The organism is uncultured Sphingomonas sp., from assembly GCF_937871615.1.
Taxonomy (GTDB): Bacteria; Pseudomonadota; Alphaproteobacteria; order Sphingomonadales; family Sphingomonadaceae; genus Sphingomonas.
In genome coordinates, this window is record NZ_CALMPA010000012.1 from 63,071 (window position 1) to 87,399 (window position 24,329).

Sequence of the window (24,329 nt, forward strand, 5' to 3'; positions counted from 1 at the left end):
GCCGCCACCCTGCGGTCGCGGCAAGGATATGGATAGGAGAGGCGCATGAAGGCCGCCGTTTTGTTCGAAGCCAAGAAGCCGCTGGAAGTGACCGACGTGCTCGTCGCCAAACCGGCCGCGCACGAGGTGCTGATCCGCACGCTGGCGTGCGGCGTGTGCCGATCGGACCTGCATTTCGTCGACGGCGCCTATCCGCATCCGCTCCCGGCGATTCCCGGCCATGAAGCCGCCGGGATCGTCGAGGCGGTGGGCGATGAAGTGCGCACCGTGAAGCCGGGCGATCATGTCGTCACCTGCCTTTCCGCGTTCTGCGGGCATTGCGAGTTCTGCGTCACCGGGCGGATGTATCTTTGCCTTGGCGCCGATACGCGGCGCCCGGCCGGCGCGGAGCCGCGCCTGCGGCTCGCCAGCGGCGATCCGGTCAATCAGATGCTCAATCTGTCGGCCTATGCCGAAATGATGCTGGTGCATGAACATGCCTGTGTCGCGATCGACCGCGATATGCCGCTCGATCGCGCCGCGCTGATCGGCTGCGCGGTGACGACCGGGGCGGGCGCGGTGTTCAACACGACGGATGTGTCTCCGGGCGAAACGGTGTGCGTCGTCGGTTGCGGCGGCATCGGGCTTGCGGCGGTCAACGCGGCGAAGATCGCCGGCGCGGGCAAGATCATCGCGCTCGATCCGGTGCCCGAAAAGCGCGCGATCGCGGAGAAGCTGGGCGCGACGCACAGCTATGATCCGATGGCGGAGAATGTCGTCGCCGAAGTGATCGAGGCCACGAAGGGCGGGGTCGATCACGCGATCGAGGCGGTCGGCAGGCCGCAATCGGCAGCAACCTCCGTGGCGGTGTTGCGGCGCGGCGGCACGGCGACCATCCTCGGCATGATGCCGCTCAGCGAGAAGGTGGGCCTCTCGGCGATGGATCTGCTTTCCGGTAAGCGCCTTCAGGGCGGGATCATGGGTTATAATCGCTTCCCGGTCGATATCCCCCGGCTGGTTGATTTCTATCAGCGCGGGCTGCTCGATCTCGATACGATCATCGCCGATCGGATGCCGCTCACCCGTATCAACGAAGCGTTCGACGAACTTCGCAAGGGCGATGCGACGCGCAGCGTGATTGTATTCGATCAATGAGCGATAGCAGCCTTCAGACCGAAATCGCCGAACGCGACCAGCTCGATACCGGGCGGCTGGCGGTGTGGATGAGCGAGAACGTGCCGGAATTCGCCGGCCCGCTCAGCTACGCGAAGTTCGCGGGCGGCCAGTCAAATCCGACCTACAAGCTTACCACGCCGGAGCGCAGCTATGTGCTGCGCCGCAAGCCGATGGGCCAATTGCTCCCTTCCGCGCACGCGGTCGATCGCGAATATCGCGTGATCGCGGGGCTTCATCCCACCGGCTTCCCGGTGCCGCGCCCGTTCGGGCTGTGCGAGGACGATGCGGTGCTCGGATCGGCCTTTTATGTCATGGAAATGGTGGAAGGCCGCACGATCTGGGACGGCGCTTTCCCCGGCATGGATGCCGATACGCGGCGCGCGCATTACAATGCGATGATCGACACGCTGGCCCAGCTTCACAACGTGGATTACGCCGCCGCCGGGCTGGAGAGCTTTGGCCGCCCCGGCAATTATTTCGAGCGGCAGGTATCGCGCTGGACGAAGCAATATCGCGGCGCCGAGACCGAGCATATGGAGCCGATGGAGCGGCTGATCGAGTTTTTGCCGCGCACATTGCCGCCGCAGACGCGCACCTCGATCGTCCATGGCGATTATCGCTGCGACAATATGAAGTTCGCGCCGGGCGTGGAGCCGCGGGTGGCGGCGGTGCTCGATTGGGAATTGTCGACTCTGGGCGATCCGATCGCCGATCTGTCCTATTTCCTCATCTCCTGGGTGACCGAGCCGGAAGGGCGCTCGGGCGTGAAGGGCATGACCGGCCCGGAAACCGGCATTCCCACGCTGGAGGAAGTCGTCGCGCGCTATTGCGCGAAGACCGGGCGCGACGGGCTGCCCGATCTCAACTGGTATATTTCGTTCAACCTGTTTCGCCTCGCCTCGATCGTGCAGGGCATCAGGAAACGCTTCCTGATCGGCACCGCATCCAACGCCAATGCGGAGGCGACCAGCGCGCGCGTGCCGCTGCTCGCGGAGGCGGCATGGGAATTCGCGGTGAAGGCCGGCGCGTAACGGGAGGATTTCGCGATGTCGTTGTTCGATCTGACGGGGAAGATCGTCCTCATCACCGGCTCGTCACGCGGGATCGGCAAGGCCGCCGCCATCGCCTGTGCCGAGCAGGGGGCGAAGGTCGTCATCTCCAGCCGCAAGCAGGATGCCTGTGACGTGACCGCGAAGGAGATCAACGATCGGTTCGGCGCGGGCACCGCGATCGCGGTGGCGGCGAACATCTCCGACAAGGCGGGGCTTCAGCATCTCGTCGATGAGACGCGGCGCGCGTTCGGGCGGATTGATTGCCTCGTCTGCAATGCCGCCTCCAATCCATATTATGGGCCGCAGGAGGGGATTGCGGATGAGCAGTTCCGCAAGATTCTCGATAACAACATCATCTCGAACCACTGGCTGATCTCGATGGTCGCGCCGGAAATGAAGGCGCGCGGCGAGGGCTCGATCGTCATCGTCTCCTCGATCGGCGGGCTGCGCGGATCGACGGTGATCGGTGCCTATTGCATCTCCAAGGCCGCCGACATGCAACTCGCGCGCAATCTGGCGCACGAATATGGGGCGCACGGCATCCGCGTGAACTGCATCGCGCCGGGCCTCATCAGGACCGATTTCGCCAAAGCGCTGTGGGAGGATGAAGCCGCGGTCGCCGAGCGCAACCGCACGACCCCGCTGCGCCGCATCGGCGAGCCGGAGGAGATTGCCGGCGCGGTGGTCTATCTCGCGTCGCGGGCAAGCGGGTTCATGACCGGCCAGGTGATGGTGATCGACGGCGGCGTGACGATTTAAGCAGGAGAGTGTGGGGATGGGCAGGTTTACCGACAAGTCGATTATCGTCACTGGCGCTGGCTCCGGCATCGGGCGCGCCGCCGCGACACTGTTCGCGGCGGAGGGCGGCAGGGTGATCGTCGCCGACCTGTCCGATGGCGCGGAGCAGGCCGCGAAGGCGATCCGCGATGCCGGCGGCGTGGCGGAGGCGATCCGCATGGACGCGGGCTCCGAGGATGATGTGATCCGCACCGTGGCACTCGCCTGCGATCGCTTTGGCGGGCTGGACGTGATGTTCGCCAACGCCGGCATCTCCGGCGGGATGGCGAACATCTTCGATACCGATGTCTCGCTCATCACCGAAGTGCTGCGCGTCAACCTGATCGGCCCGTATCTCGCCATCAAACACGCCGCCCCGCGCATTGCCGAGCGCGGCAAGGGCGCGATCATCCTCACCGCCAGCGTCGCGGGCATCCGCTCGGGCGCCGGGTCGCCGGCCTATTCCGCATCGAAGGCCGGGGTCATCAATCTCGCCAAGGTCTCGGCGCAGCAGCTTTCCGGCTCCAACGTGCGCGTCAACGCGATCTGCCCCGGCCTGACCGAGACGGGCATGACGCGCCCCACCTTCGATTATGCGCGCGATGCGGGCAAGATGGATCGCCTCGGTCGGCTCAACCCGCTGCGCCGCGGCGCGCAGCCGGAGGAACTGGCGAAGGTCGCGCTGTTCCTCGCCTCCGATGATGCGAGCTACGTCAATGGTCAGGCGATCGCGGTGGATGGCGGCCTGTCGTCAAGCCATCCGGTGACGAAGCAGGAATATGGGCGGACGGCGGTTTAGGGGGGACAAATGGCTGAAGGCGGGTGGGAAGCGGTCTGGTAGGTTTTGTGCGGAACCTCATTGTTTCCCGGCGTAAGGATTCGCGATGATATCACCCGGCTGCGATAACCAATGAACTAAATCCGATCGGTATCCCTCGTCCTTTTCATTCAGAGCGCAGAAACCTTGAGGCATATCGATATTGAGGAATATCTCGGCGTACCGCCCATTTTCAACACCATCGTCAAAAAATAATTTCATACGCACGAAATCGCTTGAAATCGCGGCTGGATTCGATGCGATTCCTACCGCGAAGCACTCGATGCTATTTGCGAGCGACCATTCAGCAGACAAAAGAGAGTCTTTAGGTTGAAAATTCTTTTTTTTTAACCACCCGCTACTTGCCGAAGGCGTCGTAGAAATCCCGTAATATTCTGCCAGAAGTGCAAGCAACCTATCGCTATCGTCTCCTAAAGATTTTAGCGTGACTGGTCCCCAGAAGCTGTGGAACGCGTCATCGCCTTCACCTTCGACTTGTTCGCGCCAACCTGTCACCGGGATAATCGCGCAAAATCCCACCGGTTCATACGGGGTAGCATCCGCGCGAAAAACCAACCGCCATGACGATGCCTCCTCATCGTAAACCTTATCGATGATTTCGAAAGTCATGTCGCATAGCGGCGCTAGGCCGTCCTCCATTTCTTCGAGATGGCAAAACACATGCACCATTCACAAGCTCCACAAGGCAGTCTCCAGCGGCGGTGTGTCGGCTTTGGAGTAAGCGCACAAGCCTCCCTGATGACCGATGCTGGGGCGTTTCCCGCCGCCCGCTCGCGCCTCGCTTACACCCCCGCCCAGCGGTCCACCACCTTCGCCAGCACGCCGAGCGGCACGCCGCCGGTCTGCACCACCGTATCGTTGAAGCCGCGCACGTCGAAGCGCGCGCCCATCTTCGCCCTGGCCGCGTCGCGCAGGCGGTTGATCTCGTTATGGCCGGTCTTGTAGCCCAGCGCCTGCCCCGGCCAGGTGCAATAGCGATTCAGCTCCGATCGCGCCTGGCTCGCGGTGAAGCCGGTGGCGGCCATGAACCACGCCATCGCCTGCTCCATCGTCCAGCGCTTGTGATGTAGCCCGGTGTCGGCGACCAGCCGCGCGGCGCGGAAGTTCATCGACTGGAGATAGCCGATCCGGCCCAGCGGATCGTCAGCGTAGAAGCCCACCTCGTCCGCGATCTGCTCGGCATAAAGGCCCCAGCCTTCGGAATAGGCGTTGAAGCTCAGCAAGGTGCGGATCAGCGGCAGATCGAAAGTATATTCGCCCTGCCAGATATGCCCCGGAATGCCTTCGTGGAAGGTTAGCGTGGGGAGCGAATAGCGCGGCCAGATGCCGGTATCGCGCAGGTTGATATAGTAAGTGCCGGGGATCTTGCCGTCGATCGAGCCGGGGCCGGCATAACCGTTGGGCGCGCCGTCCTGGATCGCGGGCGGCACGCGCTTGATGTTGAGATTGCCGCGCACCAGCTTGCCGAACGCATTGGGCATCAGCGGCCTGATCTTCGCCACCACGCTGTTGAGATAGGCGAGCAACTCGGCGCGGCCCGCATCGGTATTGGCGAACAGCAGATCGGGGCGCTTGCCGAGTTGGGCGAGCCGCTCGCCAGCGGTGCCCTGTGTCAGGCCCTGCGCGCGGAGCAACGGGTCCATCTGAGCCGCCAGCGCCTTGCATTGCTCCAGCCCGGCGGCGTGGATTTCCTCCGGTGTGCGCTTCGTCGTCGTGCCGGCCTCCACCAGCCAGCCGTAGATATTGTCGGCATCGGGCACCCGCCACATGCCCGCGACATCGGGCGCGCGGGGGCGCAGCGCGACGAACGCATCGGACTGCGCGGCCAGTGCGGGCGCGATTTCCTGCTCGGCGATCGCGGCGGCGCGTGCGGTCCAGTCCCCGGCGAGCTTCGCTGCGCGTGCCTTCGCACCCAGCCCGGTGACGATCGCCCAGTTCGCCGGATCGGCGGCGCCGTTGCGAAGCTGGCGCGCGGTGATGTCATTGAGGAAGCGGGGGAGATAGACGCCCTTCGCCGCATCCGCCTTCAGCCGCTCGGTCTCGTCGCGCACTTCCTGCGCATAGGCGCGCATCCGGGTGAGATAGGCATCGGCATCGGCGGTGTCCGCTATTTGATGCTTGTTTTCGAGCAGATCGGGCACGTCGACGAACGCGCCATTGCCCTGGCTGACGATATAGGGGGTGGAGCGATATCCGTTGGCGGAAAGGAAGGCCATGTCGCCCACTGGCATCCGCCGCCAGCCATCGAGCGCGATCTCATGCGCCACGGTCACCGTTTCGACATGGGTGGTGACGGTGGGGGAGAGGGAGCTACGGTCGATCGCCTTCAATTCGGAAAGGCGCCGTGTCGCGTCGATCCGGCGCTTCGCCTCCGCTGCGGCGCTATGATCGCTCAGCATGGATTTGAGCGCGGCGCGCTTGCCGGTGTCGATGCCGAGGAAGGCGGCGTTTTCGGGATAAGTGGCGAGCAGCGCCTCGGCCTGCCGATCGAGCACCGCCATCGCGGCGGCGTCGCCGGAAGCGGCGGCGCGCGCGGGAAGGGCGGTGGTTACGCCCAGAGCGGCGGCACCGACAACGAACCCGCGACGATCGACCTGCATGATGATTCCCCCTCCCTTATCCGATTGACTTCACGCGCGTGGCTGGCGCTGGCGGATCAACCCCTCCTGCGCGACGCTGGCGACGAGCCGCCCGTCGCGGGTGAACACCTGCCCGCGATTCATCCCCCTCGCATGGCCCGACCATGGGCTGTCGGTGGAATAGAGTAGCCAGTCATCGGCGCGAAAATCCTCGTGCAGCCACACGGCATGATCGAGGCTCGCGCTCTGGAAACCGGGCGTCGTCCAGTTCACGCCATGCGGCAACATGCACGTGCCGAGCAGCGACATATCTGACGCATAGGACAGGATCGCACGGTGGATCGCGGGATCGTCTCCCACCGGCGCTACGACGCGGAACCAGCTATGCTGGATCGGCGCTGTCGGTGTGGGGTTGAACCATTTGCGCGGGTAAACCGGGCGTATCTCGATCGGGCGCGGGCGGGTGAGTTGCTTGCGAAAACGCTCGTCGACGTGCGCGCTCTCCCGCGCGCGGATCTCCGCTTCGTTCTCCAGTTCCTCCGGCGCGGGGACATCGGGCATCTGATCCTGATGGTGGAAGCCTTCCTCCGGAAGCTGGAAGGATGCCGCCATGTTGAGGATCGGCGCGCCGCGCTGCATCGCGATGATGCGGCGGGTGGCGAAGCTGCGGCCCTCGAAATCACGCACCACGCGATAGATGATCGGGTAATTCTCGTCGCCCGGCCGCATGAAATAGGCGTGGAGCGAATGCGCGGTCTTGGGCGCGTCGGTCGATCGTTGCGCGGCCTGCAGCGCCTGCGCGATCACCTGCCCGCCGAACACGCGACCCACCCCGCCATTCGACCGGCGCCCGCGATAGAGATCGGTGTCAATCTCCTCCACATCGAGCAGATCGACGAGATCGGCGGCGAGTTCTGCCGGGGTGGGTGGGGTATCTGACACGTTGATCGGCTCCTTTGCGGTGGCCGGGGTAACGGATAAGGCGGGTGATGGACAAGCGCACGCTCATTCCTCCCCTCCATGGGAGGGCAGGGGGCGATACCTCGCCGAGATCATCCCACTGACCGCCCCACCCCAACCCCTCCCCTGAAGCGGAGGGGCTTTGATTCTCGCTCCCTCAATATCCCGCCGCCCGCGCCAGCAGATCGGCATGGAAATTGGCATCGCCGAACATCTCGGCCAGCACGCGCTGGCGCTTCATGTAGAAGCCGATGTCATATTCGTCGGTCATGCCGATGCCCCCGTGCATCTGCACGCCTTCCTGCACGCTGAGCATCGTCGCCATGCCCGTCATCGCCTTGGCGACGGAGACGGCGGCGTCGCCCTTCGCGTCGCCCGCGTCGAGCAATTGCTGCGCCTTGAGCACGGCGGCGCGCGCCACTTCCATTTCGCTATAAAGATGCGCGGCGCGGTGCTGGAGCGCCTGGAAGCTGCCGATCAGCGTGCCGAACTGCTTGCGCTCGCGCAGATAGGTGATGGTCATGTCCATCGCGCCCGCGCCGACACCGAGCATCTCGGCGGCGGCACCCGTGCGCCCGGCACGGAGCAGGCGCGCGAGCGGTCCGCGCCCGCCATCGACCTCGCCGATCACCGCATCGGCATCCACCTCCACCCCGTCGAACTCGATCCGCGCGGCAAGGCTGGAATCGGCCAGCCGTTCGGGCGTGACGGTCATCTTCGCCGCGCCCTGCGGCACCGCGAACAAGGTGACGCCGGCCTCATCATCGGGCGCGCCCGCCGTGCGCGCGGCGACGATCAGCAGATCGGCCACATGGCCGTGGGTGACGAATTGTTTCCTGCCCGTGAGACGGAAACCGTTACCGGCGCGCTCCGCCTTCAGGCCGACGCTGGCACGATGCTTCGCGGCTTCGTCGATCGCCAGCGCGGCGATCGTTTCGCCCTTCAGGATGCCGGGATACCAGCGCCCGGCGTGCCCGGTGCCCTTCAGCGCCTCCACCGCCGCGACGGCGGTGGAGAGAAATGGGGAAGGGGAAAGGTTGCGCCCGATCTCCTCGAGCACCACGCCCGCTTCGACATGGCCGAGGCCCAGCCCGCCATGATCTTCGCCGATCAGGATGCCGGTGAAGCCCATGTCGGCGAACTGCTTCCACAGATCGCGACTGAAGCCGGTCTGGTCATTGTCGTCGCGCAGCTTGCGCATATGCTTGACCGGCGCGTGCTCCGCGACGAAATCCTTCGCCGTATCGCGCAGCATCGACTGTTCATCATTCAGGAAAAGCGGCATTATCTTGCTCCGTCGCCCCGGCCGGGCCGGGATCGAGTGATAACTGGATGGCGGGGGCGATCAGGCGCCCGGCAGTTGCAGGATGCGCTTGGCGATGATGTTGAGCTGGACTTCCGATGTGCCGCCCTCGATCGAATTCGCCTTGGTGCGCAGCCACGCGCGCGCCTCGTGCCCGCCATCGGAGGCCGTGCTTTCCCATTCCAGTTCGTCCGAGCCGCCCGCCGCCATCATCAGTTCATGGCGAGACTTGTTCAGTTCCGTGCCGTAATATTTCATCATCGATGGCTGGGCGGGGTGCGCCCTGCCGGCTTTCAATTCGTCGATGAACCGCTCGGATTGCGCCGCGAACGCCTTGGTGCGCACTTCGAACAGCGCGATCTGCGCGCGGAGCAGCGGATCGGCGAGCCGGCCATCGGCGTCCAGCCCGATCGTCGCCTTCGCGCCCTCGATCAGCGGGTTTTTGCCCCCGCCGCCAAGGCCCATGCCGGAGATCATCTCGCGCTCGTGCCCCAGCAGATATTTGGCGACATCCCAGCCCCTGTTCAGTTCGCCGACGAGATTTTCCTTGGGCACCTTCACATTGTCGAAGAAGGTTTCGCAGAACGGCGAATAGCCCGAGATCAGCAGGATCGGCTTGGTCGAGACGCCGGGCGTGCGCATATCGAACAGCACGAAGCTGATGCCGTTGTGCTTGTTCGTCGGATCGGTGCGTACGAGGCAGAAAATCCAGTCCGCCTTGTCGGCATAACTGGTCCAGATTTTCTGGCCGTTGACGAGGAAGTGATCGCCCTTGTCCTCCGCCCTGGTGGCGAGGCTGGCGAGATCGGAGCCTGCGTTCGGCTCCGAATAGCCCTGGCACCAGCGGATTTCGCCGCGCGCGATCCTGGGCAGATGCTCCTTCTTCTGCGCCTCATTGCCATATTTGAGCAGCGCCGGCCCGAGCATCGAAATGCCGAACGAGGAGAGCGGATTGCGCGCGCGGATCGCGGCCATTTCCTCGCGCAGCACCTTGGTTTGCGCCGCCGAAAGGCCGCCGCCGCCATATTCCTTCGGCCAATCCGGCACGGTCCAGCCGCGCGCGCCCATCCGGTCCATCCATTGCTTCTGCGCCGGCGTCATCGCGCTCTGATCGCGACCGCCCCACACGGAATCCTTCTCGGTACGGACCGGCTCGCGCATCTCCGGCGGGCAATTGGCTTCGAGCCAGGCGCGCGTCTCGGCGCGGAATAGTTCGAGATCGCTCATTACTTGCTCCATGCGAGTTCGTGCGCCGCGCGTGCGGCGGCGATGGAAAGATGATCCTGATAGCGATCGGCGATCACCTGCACGCCGATCGGAAGCCCGCCCGCGCCCATTGCCACCGGCACGCTGGTCGCGGGGAGATTGGCGAAGGTGGCGAGCCCGGCCCAGGCGAACTGCGCGGCGAACGAACTGTCGCGCCCGTCGATCTCCAGCCGGCGCTCGGGCAGCGGGGTGTCGTCGTGCGGAAAGGCGGTGGTGCCGAAGATCGGCGCGATCACCACGTCATAGCGGCCAAACACCTCATGCCACTGGCGGATATTGCGCGCCTGCTGGTCGGCAAGGTCGAACCATTCGGCGAGCGTCGGCACGCCGCGCACCGGATCGGGCGCGCCGCGTGTCATCGCGATGTTGAGCATGTGCATGTAATCACGGTGCTGCACGGCCAGGTCGGGCAGCAGGTCGCTCTTGCGATCCACCTTCGCGCCCGCATCGGCGAAGGCCGCGCCGACCTTTTCCAGCGCCGCGCGCATTTCCCCGGAAATGCTCGTTTCGGGATGATCGGCGAGGATCAGGATGCGCCATTCGCCCGGCTTGCGCGGCTTGGCGGGGGCGACCGGATGGTCCGCCAATATGTCGAGCGCGACCGCCAGATCATCGGCATCCCGCGCCATCGGTCCGCAGACGCTGAGCGCGACGCGCGCGCCATCCATGCCGGGGAAGCTGTGGCCGGTGGTGGAGAGCAGGCCGAACGTTGGCTTCAGCCCCCAAACGCCGTTGAATGCCGCCGGGGTGCGGATCGAGCCGCCGATATCGGAGCCGATCTCCAGCGGCACCATGCCGGAGGCCAGCGCCACGCCGCTGCCGCCCGACGAGCCGCCGGCGGAGCGGCCATGATCGTGCGGATTATGCGTGCGCCCGTAGATCGGGTTGTTCGACTGCACGTCCGCGAGGCCCACTGGCACGTTGGTTTTGCCCAGCACGATCGCCCCGGCGTTCTTCAGCCGCTGCACCAGCACCGCGTCGCGCTTCGCGGTGAAGTCGCGATGCTCGGTGAAGCCCCATGTCGTCCTGAGGCCGGCGAGGTCATAGCTTTCCTTCACCGTCATCGGCACGCCGAGCAGCGGGGCATCATATCCCTTGCCGATCCGCTGATCGAGTTCGGCGGCGGCGTGTCGCGCGCGGGCGAAATCACGCACCACCACCGCGTTGAGCGGGCCGTCTCGCGCCTCGATGCGGGCGATCGCCGCCTCGGTTTCGAGCAATGCGGTGGTTTCGCCGGCGCGAACGGCGGCGGCGGTTTGAAGGGCGGAGCGTTCGGTCATGAAGGGCAACTCCAGCTTTTTACGGGATATCGGTCACCCCGGCGCGGGCCGCCGGGGTGATGAGGGCAGGGGCCTATTTCAACTGGCCGCCGCTTTCAGCCGCCGCCTTCAGGCTTTCGGCGACCTTGAAGCCGTGCTTCTCAAGCCCCGCGACGACCTTTTTCAGCCCTTCGCTCTGCGCCCAGAACATCGGGCCGCCGCGATAGACCGGCCAGCCATATCCATAGATCCACACCACATCTATGTCAGACGCGCGCTGTGCCTTCTTCTCCTCAAGGATCAGCGCGCCTTCGTTGACCATCGAATAGAGCGTGCGCTCGACGATCTCCTGATCGGTGATCTCGCGCTTGGGCAGGTTCGATTTCTGGCGGAATTCCTCGATGATCTCGGCCACGCGCGGCGAGGGGGTGGGGTTACGCTTTTCATCGTAATCGTAGAAACCGGCCTGCTTTTTCTGCCCCCAGCGGCCCTCGGCGCAAAGCGCGTCGCGGATCGTTTCGATACGGCTCGGATCACGATGCCAGCCGATATCGACGCCGGCGAGATCGGACATCTGGAACGGCCCCATCGGCATCCCGAAATCGGCGTGGACCTTGTCGATCTGCTGCGGCGTCGCGCCTTCCATCAGCAGCTTGTTCGCCTCAAGCTGGCGGGGGCTGAGCATACGGTTGCCGATGAAGCCGTGGCATACGCCAGCGACCACCGCGACCTTGCGGATCTTCTTGGCGACGGCCATCACCGTGGCGAGCACGTCCTTCGCCGTCCTGTCGCCGCGCACCACCTCCAGCAGCTTCATCACATTGGCGGGGGAGAAGAAATGCATCCCGAGCACATCCTCGGGCCGGCTGGTCGCGGCGGCGATCTCGTTCACGTCGAGATAGGAGGTGTTCGAGGCGAGGATCGCGCCCGGCTTCGCGATCTTGTCGAGCTTGCCGAAGATATCCTTCTTCACATCCATATTCTCATAGACCGCCTCGATGATGAGGTCGCAGTCCTTGAGATCGTCGAGGCTGAGCGTGGGGGTGAGCAGCGCCATCGCCTTTTCCGGCGCGTCCGGCTTGATCCGGCCTTTGGCGGCGGATGCCTCGTAATTCCTGCGCATCACGCCGGTGCCGCGATCGAGCGCCTCCTGCTGCATCTCGACGATGGTGACGGGGATGCCCGCTGACAGGAAATTCATGCTGATCCCGCCGCCCATCGTGCCCGCGCCGATCACGCCGACGCGGTTGATCGGGCGCAGCGGTGTCTTCGGATCGACATCGTCGATCTTGGCGGCCTGGCGCTCGGCGAAGAAGATGTGGCGCTGCGCGGCGGACTGGACGCCCATCATCAGCTTCATGAATTCGTCGCGCTCGAACTTCATGCCTTCGTCGAAGGGCAGTTCGGTCGCGGCGATGGCGCAGCGGATGTTGGCTTCCGGCGCGTCGAAACCACGGAATTTCTTCGCATTGGCCTTGCGGAATTCCTCCACCACCTGCGGGTCGGCCTTCGCCTCCCTGTCGCGGATGCGCGGGATCGGCCGTTTGGCTGCGATCTCCATCGCGAAGGCGATCGCCTCGCCTGCAAGGTTATCCTCGCGAACCACCTGGTCGATCAGGCCAAGCTCGGCCGCCTTCTTCGCCGGCACCGGATCGCCGATCGCCAGCATCGGCAGCGCGGCCTTCATGCCGATCAGGCGCGGCAGGCGCTGTGTGCCGCCAGCGCCGGGGAGCAGGCCGAGCTTCACCTCCGGCGTGCCGATCATCGCAGAGGGCACCGCGACGCGATAATGGCAGGCAAGCGCGGTCTCGCATCCGCCGCCCAGCGCCGTGCCGTGGATCGCCGCGACGATCGGCTTGGGCGAGGCGTCGATCATGTCGATCACATCGTGCAGTGACGCGCCCATCGGCGGCTTGCCGAATTCGGTGATGTCTGCGCCCGCGAAGAAGGTGCGCCCGTCGCAGCGCAGCACCATCGCCTTGATCGAGGCATCGGCGATGCCTTCCTTCACGCCCGCCTCCAGCCCGTCGCGGACGGCGGCGCCGAGCGCGTTCACCGGCGGCGAATCGGAGATGATGACGAGGATTTCGCCGTTGCGTTCGGTGCGTACGGGGGAGGTCATGCAAATATACTCCAGTTGGTCGTTGCCCCGCGACGGGAGCGAATCAGGCGTGGTTCGCGCGGATCAGGTCAGCGCGGAATAGATCATCGTCTTCAGCTCGCGGCGGATCGGGTAGATCATCGACGGCGACAATTGTGTCATGAACACCATTGATATCCGCTCGACCGGATCAATGAAGAAGGCGGTGGAGAACATGCCCCCCCAATAATATTCGCCAACCGACCCCGGCATCATCGAGCGTGCCACGTCGATCGTCACCGCGAAGCCGAGGCCGAAGCCGGTGCCCGCGTTCTGCGTTTCGCTGAACAGCGAATCGGACATGGCGGCGAGATCCGCGTTGCCGGGCAGGTGGTTTTTGGTCATCAGCTCGATCGTCTTGCGACCGAGGATGCGCGCGCCGTCCAGTTCGCCGCCGTTGAGGCACATCTGGCAGAAACGGTTATAGTCGAGCGCGGTGGAGACCAGGCCACCACCGCCGGAGACGAAGGTGAACGGCGTCGCCCACATGCTGTCGTCCGCGCGATCGAACATCTTGCGGCCTTTGCCCGGCTCCAGCGTGTAGCAATCGACCAGCCGATCGAGCTTGTCGGCGGGCACGGTGAAGAAGGTGTCGTGCATCTTCAGCGGCTTGAAGATGCGTTCAGCGAAGAAGCGCTCCAGCGGCATCCCCGAAACGCGCTGGACGACTAGCCCGAGCACGTCGGTCGCCACCGAATAATTCCAGCGCGTGCCGGGCGAGAATTCCAGTGGCAGCTTGCCGAGTTCCGCGACGAACCCGTCCATGTCATAGCCGCCGTGCCAGTTCTCCAGCTTCAGCGAGCGGTGCGCCGCGTCGATGTTCGAGCGGTTCTGGAACGAATAGGTGAGCCCCGCGGTGTGGCGCAGCAGATCGACCATCCGCATCGGTTCATCGACAGGTTTGGTAATGAACGGCACGCCAGCGCCGCCGCCGTTATAGACGCCGACCTTCTTCAGTTCGGGCAGGACGTGGTGGACCGGCGTGTCGAGCGCGACCTTCGCCTCCTCCACCAGCATCATGAACGCGAGGGAGGTGATCGGCTTGGTCATGGAAGCGATGCGGAACAGCGAATGTTCGTCGATCGCCTTGGCAGAACCTTCCCGCGCGGTGCCCTGTGAGGAGAAATGCACGATCTCGCCATCGCGCGCGACGAGCAACTGGGCGTGTGGGAACTCGCCCGAATCGAGGTAACGCTCCTTGACCAGGCGATCAATCGCGGCCAGCCGACCTGAATCGAAGCCGTGTTCTTCTGGCCTGGCGATCTTCATGCCGTCTCCATACCCCTGTTTCAAATCGTCTTCATGCCCTATCGCTTGAGCGGCGCTGAAATCAATCATAACCTCAGTGCCGACAAACCCGTTTTTCTAGTGGGAGAGGATCACCGTGGAGAATCAATCGTCAGCCGCAAGCGCATGGCCGGCTGTGTCGCTGGCCGAGGCAACGAGGATTCTTACCGCATCGGGCTCCCGTTTCGAAATGGAGACTGTGGAAATAGATGGCCGGCCGACGCGGGTGTGGAAGAATGTCCCGCCGCACATGGCGGCGCTGGTCCGGCTGTCGCGCACTCATGGCGAGCGGCTGGCGACGATCTACGAGAACGAGCGGGTCAGCTATGAGGTGCAGTTCCGCGCGATCGCGGCGCTGGCGGCGGACCTTCGCGCGCACGGGGTGGAGAAAGGCGATCGGGTGGCGATCGCGATGCGCAATCTGCCGGAATGGGTTGTCGGTTTCTTCGCGGCAACGGTGCTTGGCGCGATCGCGGTGCCGCTCAACGCGTGGTGGACCGGCGATGAACTGGCCTATGGCCTGAGCGATTCGGGGGCGAAGCTGCTGATCGCGGATGAGGAGCGCTGGGCGCGAATCGCGCCGCATCGCGATGAACTGCCCGCGCTCACCCGCGTGCTGGTGAGCCGCGCCGTCATGCCGCTCACGCCGCCCGCCGAGCGGCTGGAGGCGGTGATCGGCGCGCCCGGCGAGTGGATGGCGCTCGCCGATCGTGATTTGCCCGAAACCGATCTCGCGCCCGACGACGAAGTTTCGATTCTCTATACCAGCGGGACGACCGGCAATCCGAAGGGCGCATTGGGCACCCATCGCAATTTCATGACCAATATCCTGTCGAGCGGCTTTGCGATGGCGCGGATGTTCGTGCGGCGCGGCGAGCCATTGCCCGAACCGGCGCACAAGGTGGGGCTGACGGTGATCCCGCTGTTCCACGCGACGGCGCTGTCCGCCGGGCTGATGAGTTCGATGGCGGCGGGCAATACCACGATCTACATGCGCAAGTTCGAGGCGCTCCCCGCGATGGAGATCATCGAACGCGAGCGGGTGAATTCCACCGGCGGCGTGCCGACGATCGCCTGGCAATTGCTGGAACATCCCGAGCGCCACCGCTTCGATCTCTCCAGCCTGGAGATGATGGCTTATGGCGGCGCGCCGTCCGCGCCCGAACTGGTGCGCAAGATCGCGGCCGATCTGAAGGCGCTGCCCGCCAACGGCTGGGGCATGACCGAGACCACCGCCACCGTCACCACGCACGGCGCGGAAGATTATCTCAACCGGCCAGATAGCGCGGGGCCGCCGGTCGCGGTGGCCGACCTGAGGGTGATGGACGCGGACGGGGAGCGCGAATTGCCGATCGGCGCGATCGGCGAATTATGGGCGCGCGGGCCGATGGTGGTGAAGGGCTATTGGAACAAGCCGGAAGCGACAGCGGCAACCTTCGTCGATGGCTGGGTGCGCACCGGCGACCTTGCGCGGCTGGACGAGGAGGGCTTCTGCTTCATCGTCGATCGCGCCAAGGATATGCTGATCCGGGGCGGCGAGAACATCTATTCAAGCGAGGTGGAGAATATCCTCTACGATCACCCGGCGGTGACCGATTGCGCGGTGATCGGCGTGCCGCATCGCACGCTGGGCGAGGAACCGGCGGCGGTGGTCCATCTCGCGCCCGGCGCCGAGGCGACCGAGGCGGAGCTTCAGGCATGGGTGCGCGAACGGCTGGCGGCGTTCAAGGTGCCGGTGGCGATCCGCTTCTCCCCCGAAACGCTGCCGCGCAACGCCAATGGCAAGATCATGAAGCGCGATCTGAAGGCGCTGTTCGAGGATCGCGTCGCGGCCTGATCGCGGGCGTCGGCGGTCCGTGCATCCACATCTGGCGCGGTGGCGCAGGTCCGTTGCCGGAATATCGCGATCGGGCGGTGGCGGCGCGATGGATTGGCGGGGAGGGCTGGTCCGTGCGCCTGCTTGCGTGTGGCTTTGCTGCTACGTGGCCAAGCCGCGCTCTCTTGTGCGCCGTGAAAAGCGCGGCTTTGCGAGAAGCCCGCCCGGCGACCGGCTTCACCGGGCGATCACGACGTTGTTCTATCCGAATTTGGCCCCTAGGGTCGCCCGATGGCCGAGCGGTCCGCAAACCAATCCGATGAACCAGCGCCGCCGCCACTTTCCGGGCCGGCGGGGGAGGGCGCGTTCGGGCTGCCGCTGACCGCGAACGGAATCGAGGATGCGCGGATCGCGCTGCGACGGGATCGCCTGCTCGCCGCGCTGACCCTGCTTGCCGGCCTTGGCGTGGCGCTCGGCACGCCGTTCGCGCTGAAGGCGGGGGCGGAGTTCTTCCTGCCCACGACGGTGGCACTGGTCGTCGGCATCGCGCTGATACCGCTGCTCGAATGGCTGGAGCGGCGGCGCATCCCATCCGCGCTCGCGGCCCTGTTCTGCGTGCTGCTGTTCCTGCTCGCCGCGAACGTGGTGGTGGCGGCGATCGTTTTTCCCGCGATCGACTTCTTCCGGCTGCTGCCCAAGCGAATCGGGCGGATTCAGGAAAATCTCGCGCCGCTGCTCGATCTTTATTCGAACCTCGAACGCTATGCGAACCGCACGCTGCACCAGATCGCGGCGACCCCGGTTCGCCCGTCGCCGACCGCCGCAGTCGCGCCGCCCAGCTCGATTCTGGAGCTTGCCGCCACCTCGGCCCCGGCGGCGGTCGTCCAGCTATTCTACGCGGTGCTGGTCGCCTTCTTCTTCCTTTCGGGCTGGACGCGGATTCGCGAGCGCGCGATCACCAGCCGTACCAGTTTCGGCGGCGCCATGGCGACCGCGCGGGTGATTCAGGACGTGGTGGACCATGTGTCCTCGTATCTGGGCACGATCACGGTCATCAACGTCGCGCTCGGGTTGATCGTCGCGGGCGCGCTGCACCTGCTCGGGATGCCATTCCCCCTGATGTGGGGCGGGATCGTCGCGCTGCTGAACTATATCCCCTATTTCGGGCCGGTCGTGGCGGCGCTGCTGATCGCGGTGGGCGCGTTGATGACGTTCGGCGACGTATGGACCGCGCTGGCCGCGCCGGGGATCATGTATGCCTGCCATCTGATCGAGGCGAACGTGCTGACCCCGCTGATCGTGGGGCACCGGCTGACCATCAGCCCGATTCTGATTCTCATCTCGATCAGCTTCTGGGGCTGGATCTGGGGGACGCCGGGCGCGCTGCTCGCGGTTCCTCTGCTGGTAATCATTCAAACCGTGCTTGGCGCGGCGGGCAGGCCGGACATCGCCGGATTCCTTTTTGAGCATGGCACATTGGTGCGTCAGGAACGCCGCCGTTCACGAAGATTTGAAAAAGGTTCGCCAACCCCTGTTGACAGCCCCGGCGCCCCCGCCTAGTTGGCGCGCCTCACGCTTTCCAAGCGGGTGTAGCTCAGTTGGTTAGAGCGCCGGCCTGTCACGCCGGAGGTCGCGGGTTCGAGCCCCGTCACTCGCGCCATCCCTCTCCAGGGGGAAGGCGTAACTCCAGAAAATCGCAGCAATGTTTGCCAGGCTGGGATCGTCCGTAGGGCGGTCGGCTCACGTCCGGGCGGCGGCAAATCGGGCCGTGCTGACTGGGCCATTTGCTGATCCCTTGGGCGAGCAATCCAGCGATCAGGCGCGTGGTTTCCGCCTGCGGCTTGCCGAAGCGATCCGGGCGGTATAGAGGCGCCCACTTCGGCGGTGTCCCATGCGGGCGTGGCGGAACTGGTAGACGCGCTGGATTTAGGTTCCAGTATCGCAAGATGTGGGGGTTCGAGTCCCTTCGCCCGCACCAGTACCCCGCGCAGAAGCGGGGCGGCACCACCTCTTCCGTATTTCCCTTTACGAAGGCTGACGATGCAGACTGTCGAGACGTTGAACGAAGGCCTGAAGCGCGGCTACACGCTGACCATCACCGCCAAGGACATCGAGAAGAAGGTCGATGCCGAACTGAAGCGCGTCGCGCCGCAGGTTCGGATGCCCGGCTTCCGCCCCGGCAAGGTGCCCGCCAATCTGGTGCGCAAGATGCACGGCCCCGCGCTGCTGCAGGACGCGCTCAACACCTCCATCCAGGAAGGCGTGCAGACCCTGCTCGCCGACAAGCAGCTTCGCCCCGCGATGCAGCCGTCGGTGGAGCTTGGCGAGGGCTATGAGCCTGGCAAGGATGCCGAGATCAAGGTCGCGCTCGAAGTGCTGCCGCAGGTGCCGGCACCGGCGATCGACGCGCTGAAGCTTGAGCGGCTGACCGTGCCCGTTTCCGACGAGGCGGTGGACGAGCAGCTCAAGAAGTTCGCGGACCAGATGAAGCGTTGGGAAGACGCCAAGGCGAGCCACAAGGCGAAGCTCGGCGATCAGGTGACGGTCGATTTCGTCGGCAAGACGCTCGACGGCGTCGCGTTCGATGGCGGCACCGGCACCGATATGGCGATCGAGCTTGGCTCGGGCCGCCTGATTCCCGGCTTCGAGGATCAGGTCGTCGGCGTGAAGAATGGCGAGGAGCGCCAGATCAAGGTCACCTTCCCGGAAGATTATCCGGCGAAGGAGCTGGCCGGCAAGGACGCGACGTTCGATCTCACCGTGAAGTCGGTGCAGGTGGCCGCCGAGAGCAAGATCGACGAGGATCTGGCCAAGAACCTCGGGCTTGAGAGCCTTGAGCAACTCAAGGGCCTGCTCAAGGGGCAGATCGAGCAGGAGCATAACGGGCTTACGCGCACCTATATGAAGCGCAAGCTGCTCGATCAGCTCGCCGCGGGGCATGATTTCGAAGTGCCGCCGTCGATGGTCGAGGCGGAATTCACGCAGATCTGGCAGCAGCTTGAGCATGAAGCGACCCATGAGGCCGATCCGAAGGCCGCGATGGAGGAGCTGGAGAGCGATCGCGACGATTACCGCAAGATCGCGGAGCGCCGCGTGCGGCTCGGCCTGCTTCTGTCGGAAATCGGCCAGGCGAATGGCGTCGAGGTGACCCAGCAGGAAATGAACCGCCTGATCGGCCAGGCCGCGCAGCAATATCGCGGCGAGGATCAGCAGCGCTTCATCCAGTATATCCAGCAGGAGCCGATGGCCGCCGCCCAGCTCCGCGCGCCGCTCTATGAGGACAAGGTCGTCGATTTCCTGTTCGACAAGGCCGAGATCACCGACAGCGAAACCACCCGCGAGGCGCTGGAAGCCGCGATCGAGAGCGACGACGGTTTCTCGACCGGCACGCACACCCACGATCACGACAACCACAAGCCGCGCACCAAGAAGGCGGCGGCGAAAAAGGCTGACGTGAGCGAGGACACCGCGGAGAAGCCGGCGAAGAAGGCTCCGGCCAAGAAGGCTGCGGCGAAGGACGAGGCGCCGGTCGAGGAAGCCGCCAAGCCCGCCGCCAAGAAGGCCCCGGCGAAGAAAGCCGCCGCTGAGGAAGCCCCGGCTGCTGACGACGCCGCCAAGCCCGCCAAGAAGGCGCCGGCGAAGAAGGCCACCGCCAAGGCCTGATCTTTACGTCCTGTATCAACGGAGCGGGCGGGGTTGTCGTTGGACGACCCCGCCCGTTTCGTATCAAGCCACCTTCGCGATGATTCGCTCGACGCCCTTGGGGTCAGCCTGGATCATTTTCAGCAGCACGACTGATCCTGCGTCGGGGCTTCTCCGGCCCTGCTCCCAATCGCGCACGGTGCCGATCGGGAAGTGATAGGTCTTGGCGAACGCGGTCTGAGTCAGCGCGGCGCGCCTCGCGCACAGCTTTGACATTCACCGTGGCAGTTCGGCCTCGACATTCATCGCCCTTCGCATAGGCGATGGCGTCTTCCAGTCCGTCTGCGATTTTGTCGAATGCGCTTTTCATCGTGGATCCTGCGATGGGTCGGCGTCGAAAGCCAAATGCGGTCCGTTCGCCCTGAGCTTGTCGAAGGGCTGCCCTTCTCCTTTGGAAGAAAAGTGCAGGGCTTCGACAAGCTCAGCCCGAACGGGGATAAGCAGTCGCTCGCTGGATAGGACATATACAGGATCAGTGCGGCATTGCCGTATCGTCGTGCTTCGGCCACCGCCTGATCGGAAGCAGGCTCTGCCAACAAATATATCGAAGCCGCGCGCGATCCTGTTATTGGGGCGATATGAGCCCCACGATCGCCGTCCTGCTGCCGTGCTATAATGAAGAAGCCGCGATCGCGCAGACGATCGCCGGTTTTCGCGAGGCGCTGCCAACGGCGGCGATATATGTTTACGACAATAATTCGCGCGATCGCACGATCGAGGTGGCCCGCGCCGCCGGGGCGATCGTCCGTTCCGAGCGCATTCAGGGCAAGGGCGCGGTGGTGCGGCGGATGTTCGCCGACGTGGATGCCGACATCTATGTGATGGCGGACGGCGACGCGACCTATGACGCCGCGTCCGCGCCCGCGCTGGTGGCGCGCCTGCTCGACGAGCAACTCGACATGGTGGTCGGCAGCCGCGTCGGCGAAGCGACCGAGGCCTATCGGCGCGGGCATCGTTTCGGCAACGCGCTGCTCACGGGTATGCTCACCCGGCTGTTCGGGCGCAGCTTCACCGACATTCTGTCGGGCTATCGCGTATTCTCGCGCCGATTCGCCAAGAGCTTCCCGGTGCTGTCGGCGGGTTTCGAGATCGAGACCGAGATCAGTGTCCATGCGCTGGAACTCAAGATGCCGGTGGCGGAGATCGAGACGCCGTATTTCGCGCGACCGGAGGGCTCGGTTTCGAAACTCTCCACCTATCGCGACGGCTGGCGCATCCTGCGCACGATCATCACGCTGTATCGTATCGAGCGGCCCTTGTGGTTCTTCGGTGCGATCGGCGCGCTGCTACTGCTGCTGGCGCTGATCCTCGCGGCGCCGCTGGTGGCGACCTATGCGCAGACCGGGCTGGTGCCGCGTTTCCCGACCGCGATCCTCGTCACGGGGCTGACGATCCTCGCCGCGCTGAACGGATTCGCCGGGCTTATCCTCGATACGGTGGTGCACGGGCGGCGCGAGGTTCGGCGGCTTGCCTATCTTGCGCATCGTGCCCCGTCGCGCGGGGCTTGAACAAGCCTCGCGGAGCGCCGATGTTGGCGATCCATCCTGCAAAGAGAGTCTTCCATGCACAATCCGTTCGACACTGGCGATTTCGCGGGCAAGCTGGCCAGCGCGGGCCTCGGCCTGCAGCAGACCCAGGCCGGCCTCGTTCCGATCGTCATCGAGCAGTCGAACCGCGGCGAGCGCTCGTTCGACATCTTCTCACGCCTGCTGCGTGAGCGAATCGTCTTCGTCACCGGCGGGGTCGAGGATGGCATGGCGAGCCTCATCACCGCGCAGTTGCTGTTCCTCGAATCGGAAAATCCGAAGAAGGACATCTTCATGTACATCAACTCGCCGGGCGGGGTCGTCACGGCGGGCATGGCGATCCACGATACGATGCAATACATCCGCCCGCGCGTGGGCACGGTGTGCATCGGTCAGGCGGCGTCGATGGGGTCGTTCCTGCTCGCCGCCGGTGAACCGGGGATGCGCGTGGCGCTCACTAATGCGCGAATCATGATCCACCAGCCTTCGGGCGGCGCGCAGGGCATGGCCGCGGACATCGAGATTCAGGCGCGCGAAATCCTCAGGATGCGGCATTTCCTCAATTCGCTATATGCGAAATACACCGGCAAGCCGCTGGATGAGATCGAGCGTTCGATGGATCGCGACAAGTTCATGTCCGCGGACGAAGCGAAGGAATTCGGCCTGATCGACGAGGTGTTCGACAAGCGCCCCGCGCCGGCCGATGATGTGGCGGCAGCGGCCTGAATGCCCGCGTGACTGGCGGCGCACGTTAGTCACATTCAGGCATTGCCGTTTCGTGACGGGCCGGGTTACCATGCTCGGCCCGAATGCCGCCCCCCGCGCGGGGGCGCGAAAGGATTGATTGAATGACGAAGCTCTCCGGCGGCGACTCCAAGAGCACCCTCTACTGCTCGTTCTGCGGCAAATCGCAGCACGAGGTCCGCAAGCTCATCGCCGGCCCGACGGTCTTCATCTGCGACGAGTGCGTCGAGCTGTGCAACGACATCATCCGCGAGGAAACGAAGTCCGCGCTCGTTTCCAAGAAGGATGGTGGCGTGCCGACGCCGCAGGAAATCTGCGACGTGCTCGACGATTACGTGATCGGGCAGAAGCAGGCGAAGCGCGTCCTGTCGGTCGCGGTGCACAACCATTACAAGCGGCTCAATCACGGCGCCAAGGGTGCCGATGTAGAACTGGCCAAATCGAACATCCTGCTCGTCGGCCCCACCGGCTGCGGCAAGACGCTGCTGGCGCAGACGCTGGCGCGCATCCTCGACGTGCCCTTCACCATGGCCGACGCGACGACGCTGACCGAGGCGGGCTATGTCGGCGAGGATGTCGAGAACATCATCCTGAAGCTGCTCCAGGCATCCGACTATAATGTCGAACGGGCGCAGCGCGGCATCGTCTATATCGACGAGATCGACAAGATCAGCCGCAAGGCCGAGAATCCGTCGATCACCCGCGACGTTTCGGGTGAAGGCGTGCAGCAGGCGCTGCTCAAGCTGATGGAGGGCACCACCGCCAGCGTTCCGCCGCAGGGCGGGCGCAAGCATCCGCAGCAGGAATTCCTGCAGGTCGACACGACGAACATCCTGTTCATCTGCGGCGGCGCGTTTTCTGGTCTCGAAAAGATCATCGGCGATCGTCTTCAGGGCAAGTCGATCGGTTTTGGCGCCTATGTCGCGGCGCCGGAGGAGAAGCGCACCGGCGAGATGCTGCGCCAGACCGAGCCGGAGGATTTGCTCAAGTTCGGCCTGATTCCAGAATTCGTCGGGCGCCTGCCGGTGGTCGCGACGCTGGAGGATCTCGACGTGCCGGCGCTGGTCAAGATCCTGACCGAGCCGAAGAACGCGCTGGTGAAGCAATATCAGAAGCTGTTCGAGATGGAGGAGGTGAAGCTGAGCTTCACCGACGACGCGCTCGTCGCGGCGGCGAAGAAGGCGATCGAGCGCAAGACCGGCGCTCGCGGGCTGCGTTCGATCCTGGAGGGCATATTGCTCGATACGATGTTCGACCTGCCCGGCATGGAGGGCGTTGACGAGGTGATGATCGACAAGGACGTGGTGGAGGGCCGCAAAGAGCCGATCCGCGTCTATGCCGAGAAGAAAAAGGCCGGCGACGCGGCGTGATCCTGTCGCCGGCGGGATAATCGGGCGGGCGTCGCGATGAGCGGCGCCCGTTTCTGTTTGGTCTTTCCGCAAACTTCCGGACGGCAGGTTCACTAGTAAGTGAGGATAGAAGGATAGCCATGGATCGACGGAGCAATGCGGTGGGGAAGGTCGCCTTGGCACTTGTCGCTTATGCTGTCCTGTGGGCATTGTTCGCGGCGTTCATGCCCGTTAACACCGCAGAAATGGTCGGACTTTCCGTGTTGTTCGGCTTTTCCATTTATGGCGGGCTGTGTCAGATGCTGGGGATCGGTATCCAGCTTGCGGTGCCCGCTGCCGGGGTGGCGGTGGCGGCGGTGCTCCTGTGGTCGGGTGCGATGGCCGCGCGCGCGGTCGCGCGCGGTGATGCGCTGACGTTCGCGATCAAGGGGGCATCTTGCGTCACGATCGGTGGCGTGCTGGCGGCGGCATGGATCGGCATAAGGACTTTTATCGCCCACGCGCACTGAGCCTGTCGCGCGCATATTTCGTAAAACGATGGAAAGAAGCCGCCGCTTGGTGCATTCCGTTCCCTGA

20 protein-coding genes and 2 tRNA genes are annotated in these 24,329 nt (G+C 64.7%); 13 read left to right on the forward strand and 9 right to left on the reverse strand.

Annotated features, from left to right (window positions below):
• Positions 1-45 precede the first annotated feature (45 nt).
• The 4 genes from Q0316_RS01960 to Q0316_RS01975 are packed head-to-tail and all read left to right on the forward strand — an operon-like array spanning position 46 to position 3,783.
• Positions 46-1,134: a Zn-dependent alcohol dehydrogenase gene (locus Q0316_RS01960; RefSeq protein ID WP_298668911.1), complete on the forward strand. Its 1,089-nt coding sequence runs from the start codon at positions 46-48 to the stop codon at positions 1,132-1,134.
• Positions 1,131-2,186, forward strand: coding sequence for a phosphotransferase family protein (locus Q0316_RS01965; RefSeq protein WP_298668914.1), 1,056 nt, complete (start codon positions 1,131-1,133; stop codon positions 2,184-2,186). The genes Q0316_RS01960 and Q0316_RS01965 overlap by 4 nt, the downstream gene beginning before the upstream one ends.
• Positions 2,187-2,201: 15 nt before the next feature.
• Positions 2,202-2,966, forward strand: a complete 765-nt coding sequence (locus Q0316_RS01970) for an SDR family NAD(P)-dependent oxidoreductase (RefSeq protein ID WP_298668917.1) — start codon at positions 2,202-2,204, stop codon at positions 2,964-2,966.
• 16 nt (positions 2,967-2,982) lie between these two features.
• On the forward strand, positions 2,983-3,783 hold the full coding sequence (locus Q0316_RS01975; protein ID WP_298668920.1) for an SDR family NAD(P)-dependent oxidoreductase: 801 nt from the start codon (positions 2,983-2,985) through the stop codon (positions 3,781-3,783).
• 57 nt (positions 3,784-3,840) lie between these two features.
• On the opposite strand, the gene Q0316_RS01980 is transcribed toward Q0316_RS01975, so the two are convergent.
• The 8 genes from Q0316_RS01980 to Q0316_RS02015 all read right to left on the reverse strand — a co-directional run bounded on the left by Q0316_RS01980 (position 3,841) and on the right by Q0316_RS02015 (position 14,598).
• Positions 3,841-4,491 carry a hypothetical protein gene (locus tag Q0316_RS01980; protein WP_298668922.1) on the reverse strand — a complete coding sequence of 217 codons (651 nt, stop codon included), beginning with the start codon at positions 4,489-4,491 and terminating at the stop codon, positions 3,841-3,843.
• Between the two features lie 113 nt (positions 4,492-4,604).
• Positions 4,605-6,422 carry a DUF885 family protein gene (locus Q0316_RS01985; RefSeq protein ID WP_298668924.1) on the reverse strand — a complete coding sequence of 606 codons (1,818 nt, stop codon included), beginning with the start codon at positions 6,420-6,422 and terminating at the stop codon, positions 4,605-4,607.
• A gap of 30 nt (positions 6,423-6,452) precedes the next feature.
• Positions 6,453-7,343 carry an acyl-CoA thioesterase II gene (locus tag Q0316_RS01990; protein WP_298668926.1) on the reverse strand — a complete coding sequence of 297 codons (891 nt, stop codon included), beginning with the start codon at positions 7,341-7,343 and terminating at the stop codon, positions 6,453-6,455.
• 175 nt (positions 7,344-7,518) lie between these two features.
• Positions 7,519-8,646 carry an acyl-CoA dehydrogenase family protein gene (locus tag Q0316_RS01995; RefSeq protein WP_298668929.1) on the reverse strand — a complete coding sequence of 376 codons (1,128 nt, stop codon included), beginning with the start codon at positions 8,644-8,646 and terminating at the stop codon, positions 7,519-7,521.
• 60 nt (positions 8,647-8,706) lie between these two features.
• Complete coding sequence (locus Q0316_RS02000) at positions 8,707-9,891, reverse strand: acyl-CoA dehydrogenase family protein (RefSeq protein ID WP_298668932.1); 1,185 nt, start codon at positions 9,889-9,891, stop codon at positions 8,707-8,709.
• Positions 9,891-11,210, reverse strand: a complete 1,320-nt coding sequence (locus Q0316_RS02005) for an amidase family protein (protein ID WP_298668935.1) — start codon at positions 11,208-11,210, stop codon at positions 9,891-9,893. The genes Q0316_RS02000 and Q0316_RS02005 overlap by 1 nt, the downstream gene beginning before the upstream one ends.
• A gap of 73 nt (positions 11,211-11,283) precedes the next feature.
• Entirely contained in the window at positions 11,284-13,311 is a 2,028-nt protein-coding gene (locus tag Q0316_RS02010) for a 3-hydroxyacyl-CoA dehydrogenase NAD-binding domain-containing protein (protein WP_298668938.1), read from the reverse strand.
• A 63-nt stretch (positions 13,312-13,374) separates the two neighbouring features.
• Positions 13,375-14,598 (reverse strand): serine hydrolase, encoded by a 1,224-nt coding sequence (locus Q0316_RS02015; RefSeq protein WP_298668942.1) that lies wholly within the window; start codon positions 14,596-14,598, stop codon positions 13,375-13,377.
• A 208-nt stretch (positions 14,599-14,806) separates the two neighbouring features.
• Between Q0316_RS02015 and Q0316_RS02020 the strand changes: the two genes are divergently transcribed.
• The 5 genes from Q0316_RS02020 (at position 14,807) to tig (ending at position 20,095) form a co-directional block, all read left to right on the forward strand.
• Positions 14,807-16,453 (forward strand): class I adenylate-forming enzyme family protein, encoded by a 1,647-nt coding sequence (locus tag Q0316_RS02020; protein ID WP_298668945.1) that lies wholly within the window; start codon positions 14,807-14,809, stop codon positions 16,451-16,453.
• A 270-nt stretch (positions 16,454-16,723) separates the two neighbouring features.
• Positions 16,724-17,992 carry an AI-2E family transporter gene (locus Q0316_RS02025; protein ID WP_298668948.1) on the forward strand — a complete coding sequence of 423 codons (1,269 nt, stop codon included), beginning with the start codon at positions 16,724-16,726 and terminating at the stop codon, positions 17,990-17,992.
• A gap of 23 nt (positions 17,993-18,015) precedes the next feature.
• Positions 18,016-18,092 (forward strand) — tRNA-Asp (locus Q0316_RS02030).
• Between the two features lie 233 nt (positions 18,093-18,325).
• Positions 18,326-18,410 (forward strand) — tRNA-Leu (locus Q0316_RS02035).
• A 62-nt stretch (positions 18,411-18,472) separates the two neighbouring features.
• The gene (gene tig / locus Q0316_RS02040) at positions 18,473-20,095 is read left to right on the forward strand and encodes a trigger factor (RefSeq protein ID WP_298668951.1); all 1,623 of its coding nucleotides are present in this window, start codon (positions 18,473-18,475) and stop codon (positions 20,093-20,095) included.
• Between the two features lie 63 nt (positions 20,096-20,158).
• Here the strand turns inward: tig and Q0316_RS02045 are convergent, their stop codons facing one another.
• On the reverse strand, positions 20,159-20,350 hold the full coding sequence (locus Q0316_RS02045; RefSeq protein WP_298668954.1) for a hypothetical protein: 192 nt from the start codon (positions 20,348-20,350) through the stop codon (positions 20,159-20,161).
• A 362-nt stretch (positions 20,351-20,712) separates the two neighbouring features.
• On the opposite strand from Q0316_RS02045, the gene Q0316_RS02050 reads away from it, so the two are divergent.
• The 4 genes from Q0316_RS02050 (at position 20,713) to Q0316_RS02065 (ending at position 24,262) form a co-directional block, all read left to right on the forward strand.
• On the forward strand, positions 20,713-21,642 hold the full coding sequence (locus tag Q0316_RS02050; protein WP_298668956.1) for a glycosyltransferase family 2 protein: 930 nt from the start codon (positions 20,713-20,715) through the stop codon (positions 21,640-21,642).
• A gap of 54 nt (positions 21,643-21,696) precedes the next feature.
• A complete protein-coding gene (locus tag Q0316_RS02055; protein WP_298668960.1) occupies positions 21,697-22,386 on the forward strand; it encodes an ATP-dependent Clp protease proteolytic subunit in 690 nt (229 codons plus the stop codon).
• A gap of 122 nt (positions 22,387-22,508) precedes the next feature.
• Positions 22,509-23,774, forward strand: coding sequence for an ATP-dependent Clp protease ATP-binding subunit ClpX (gene clpX, locus Q0316_RS02060; protein WP_298668963.1), 1,266 nt, complete (start codon positions 22,509-22,511; stop codon positions 23,772-23,774).
• A 119-nt stretch (positions 23,775-23,893) separates the two neighbouring features.
• Positions 23,894-24,262 carry a hypothetical protein gene (locus Q0316_RS02065; protein WP_298668966.1) on the forward strand — a complete coding sequence of 123 codons (369 nt, stop codon included), beginning with the start codon at positions 23,894-23,896 and terminating at the stop codon, positions 24,260-24,262.
• The last annotated feature ends 67 nt before the right edge of the window (positions 24,263-24,329 follow it).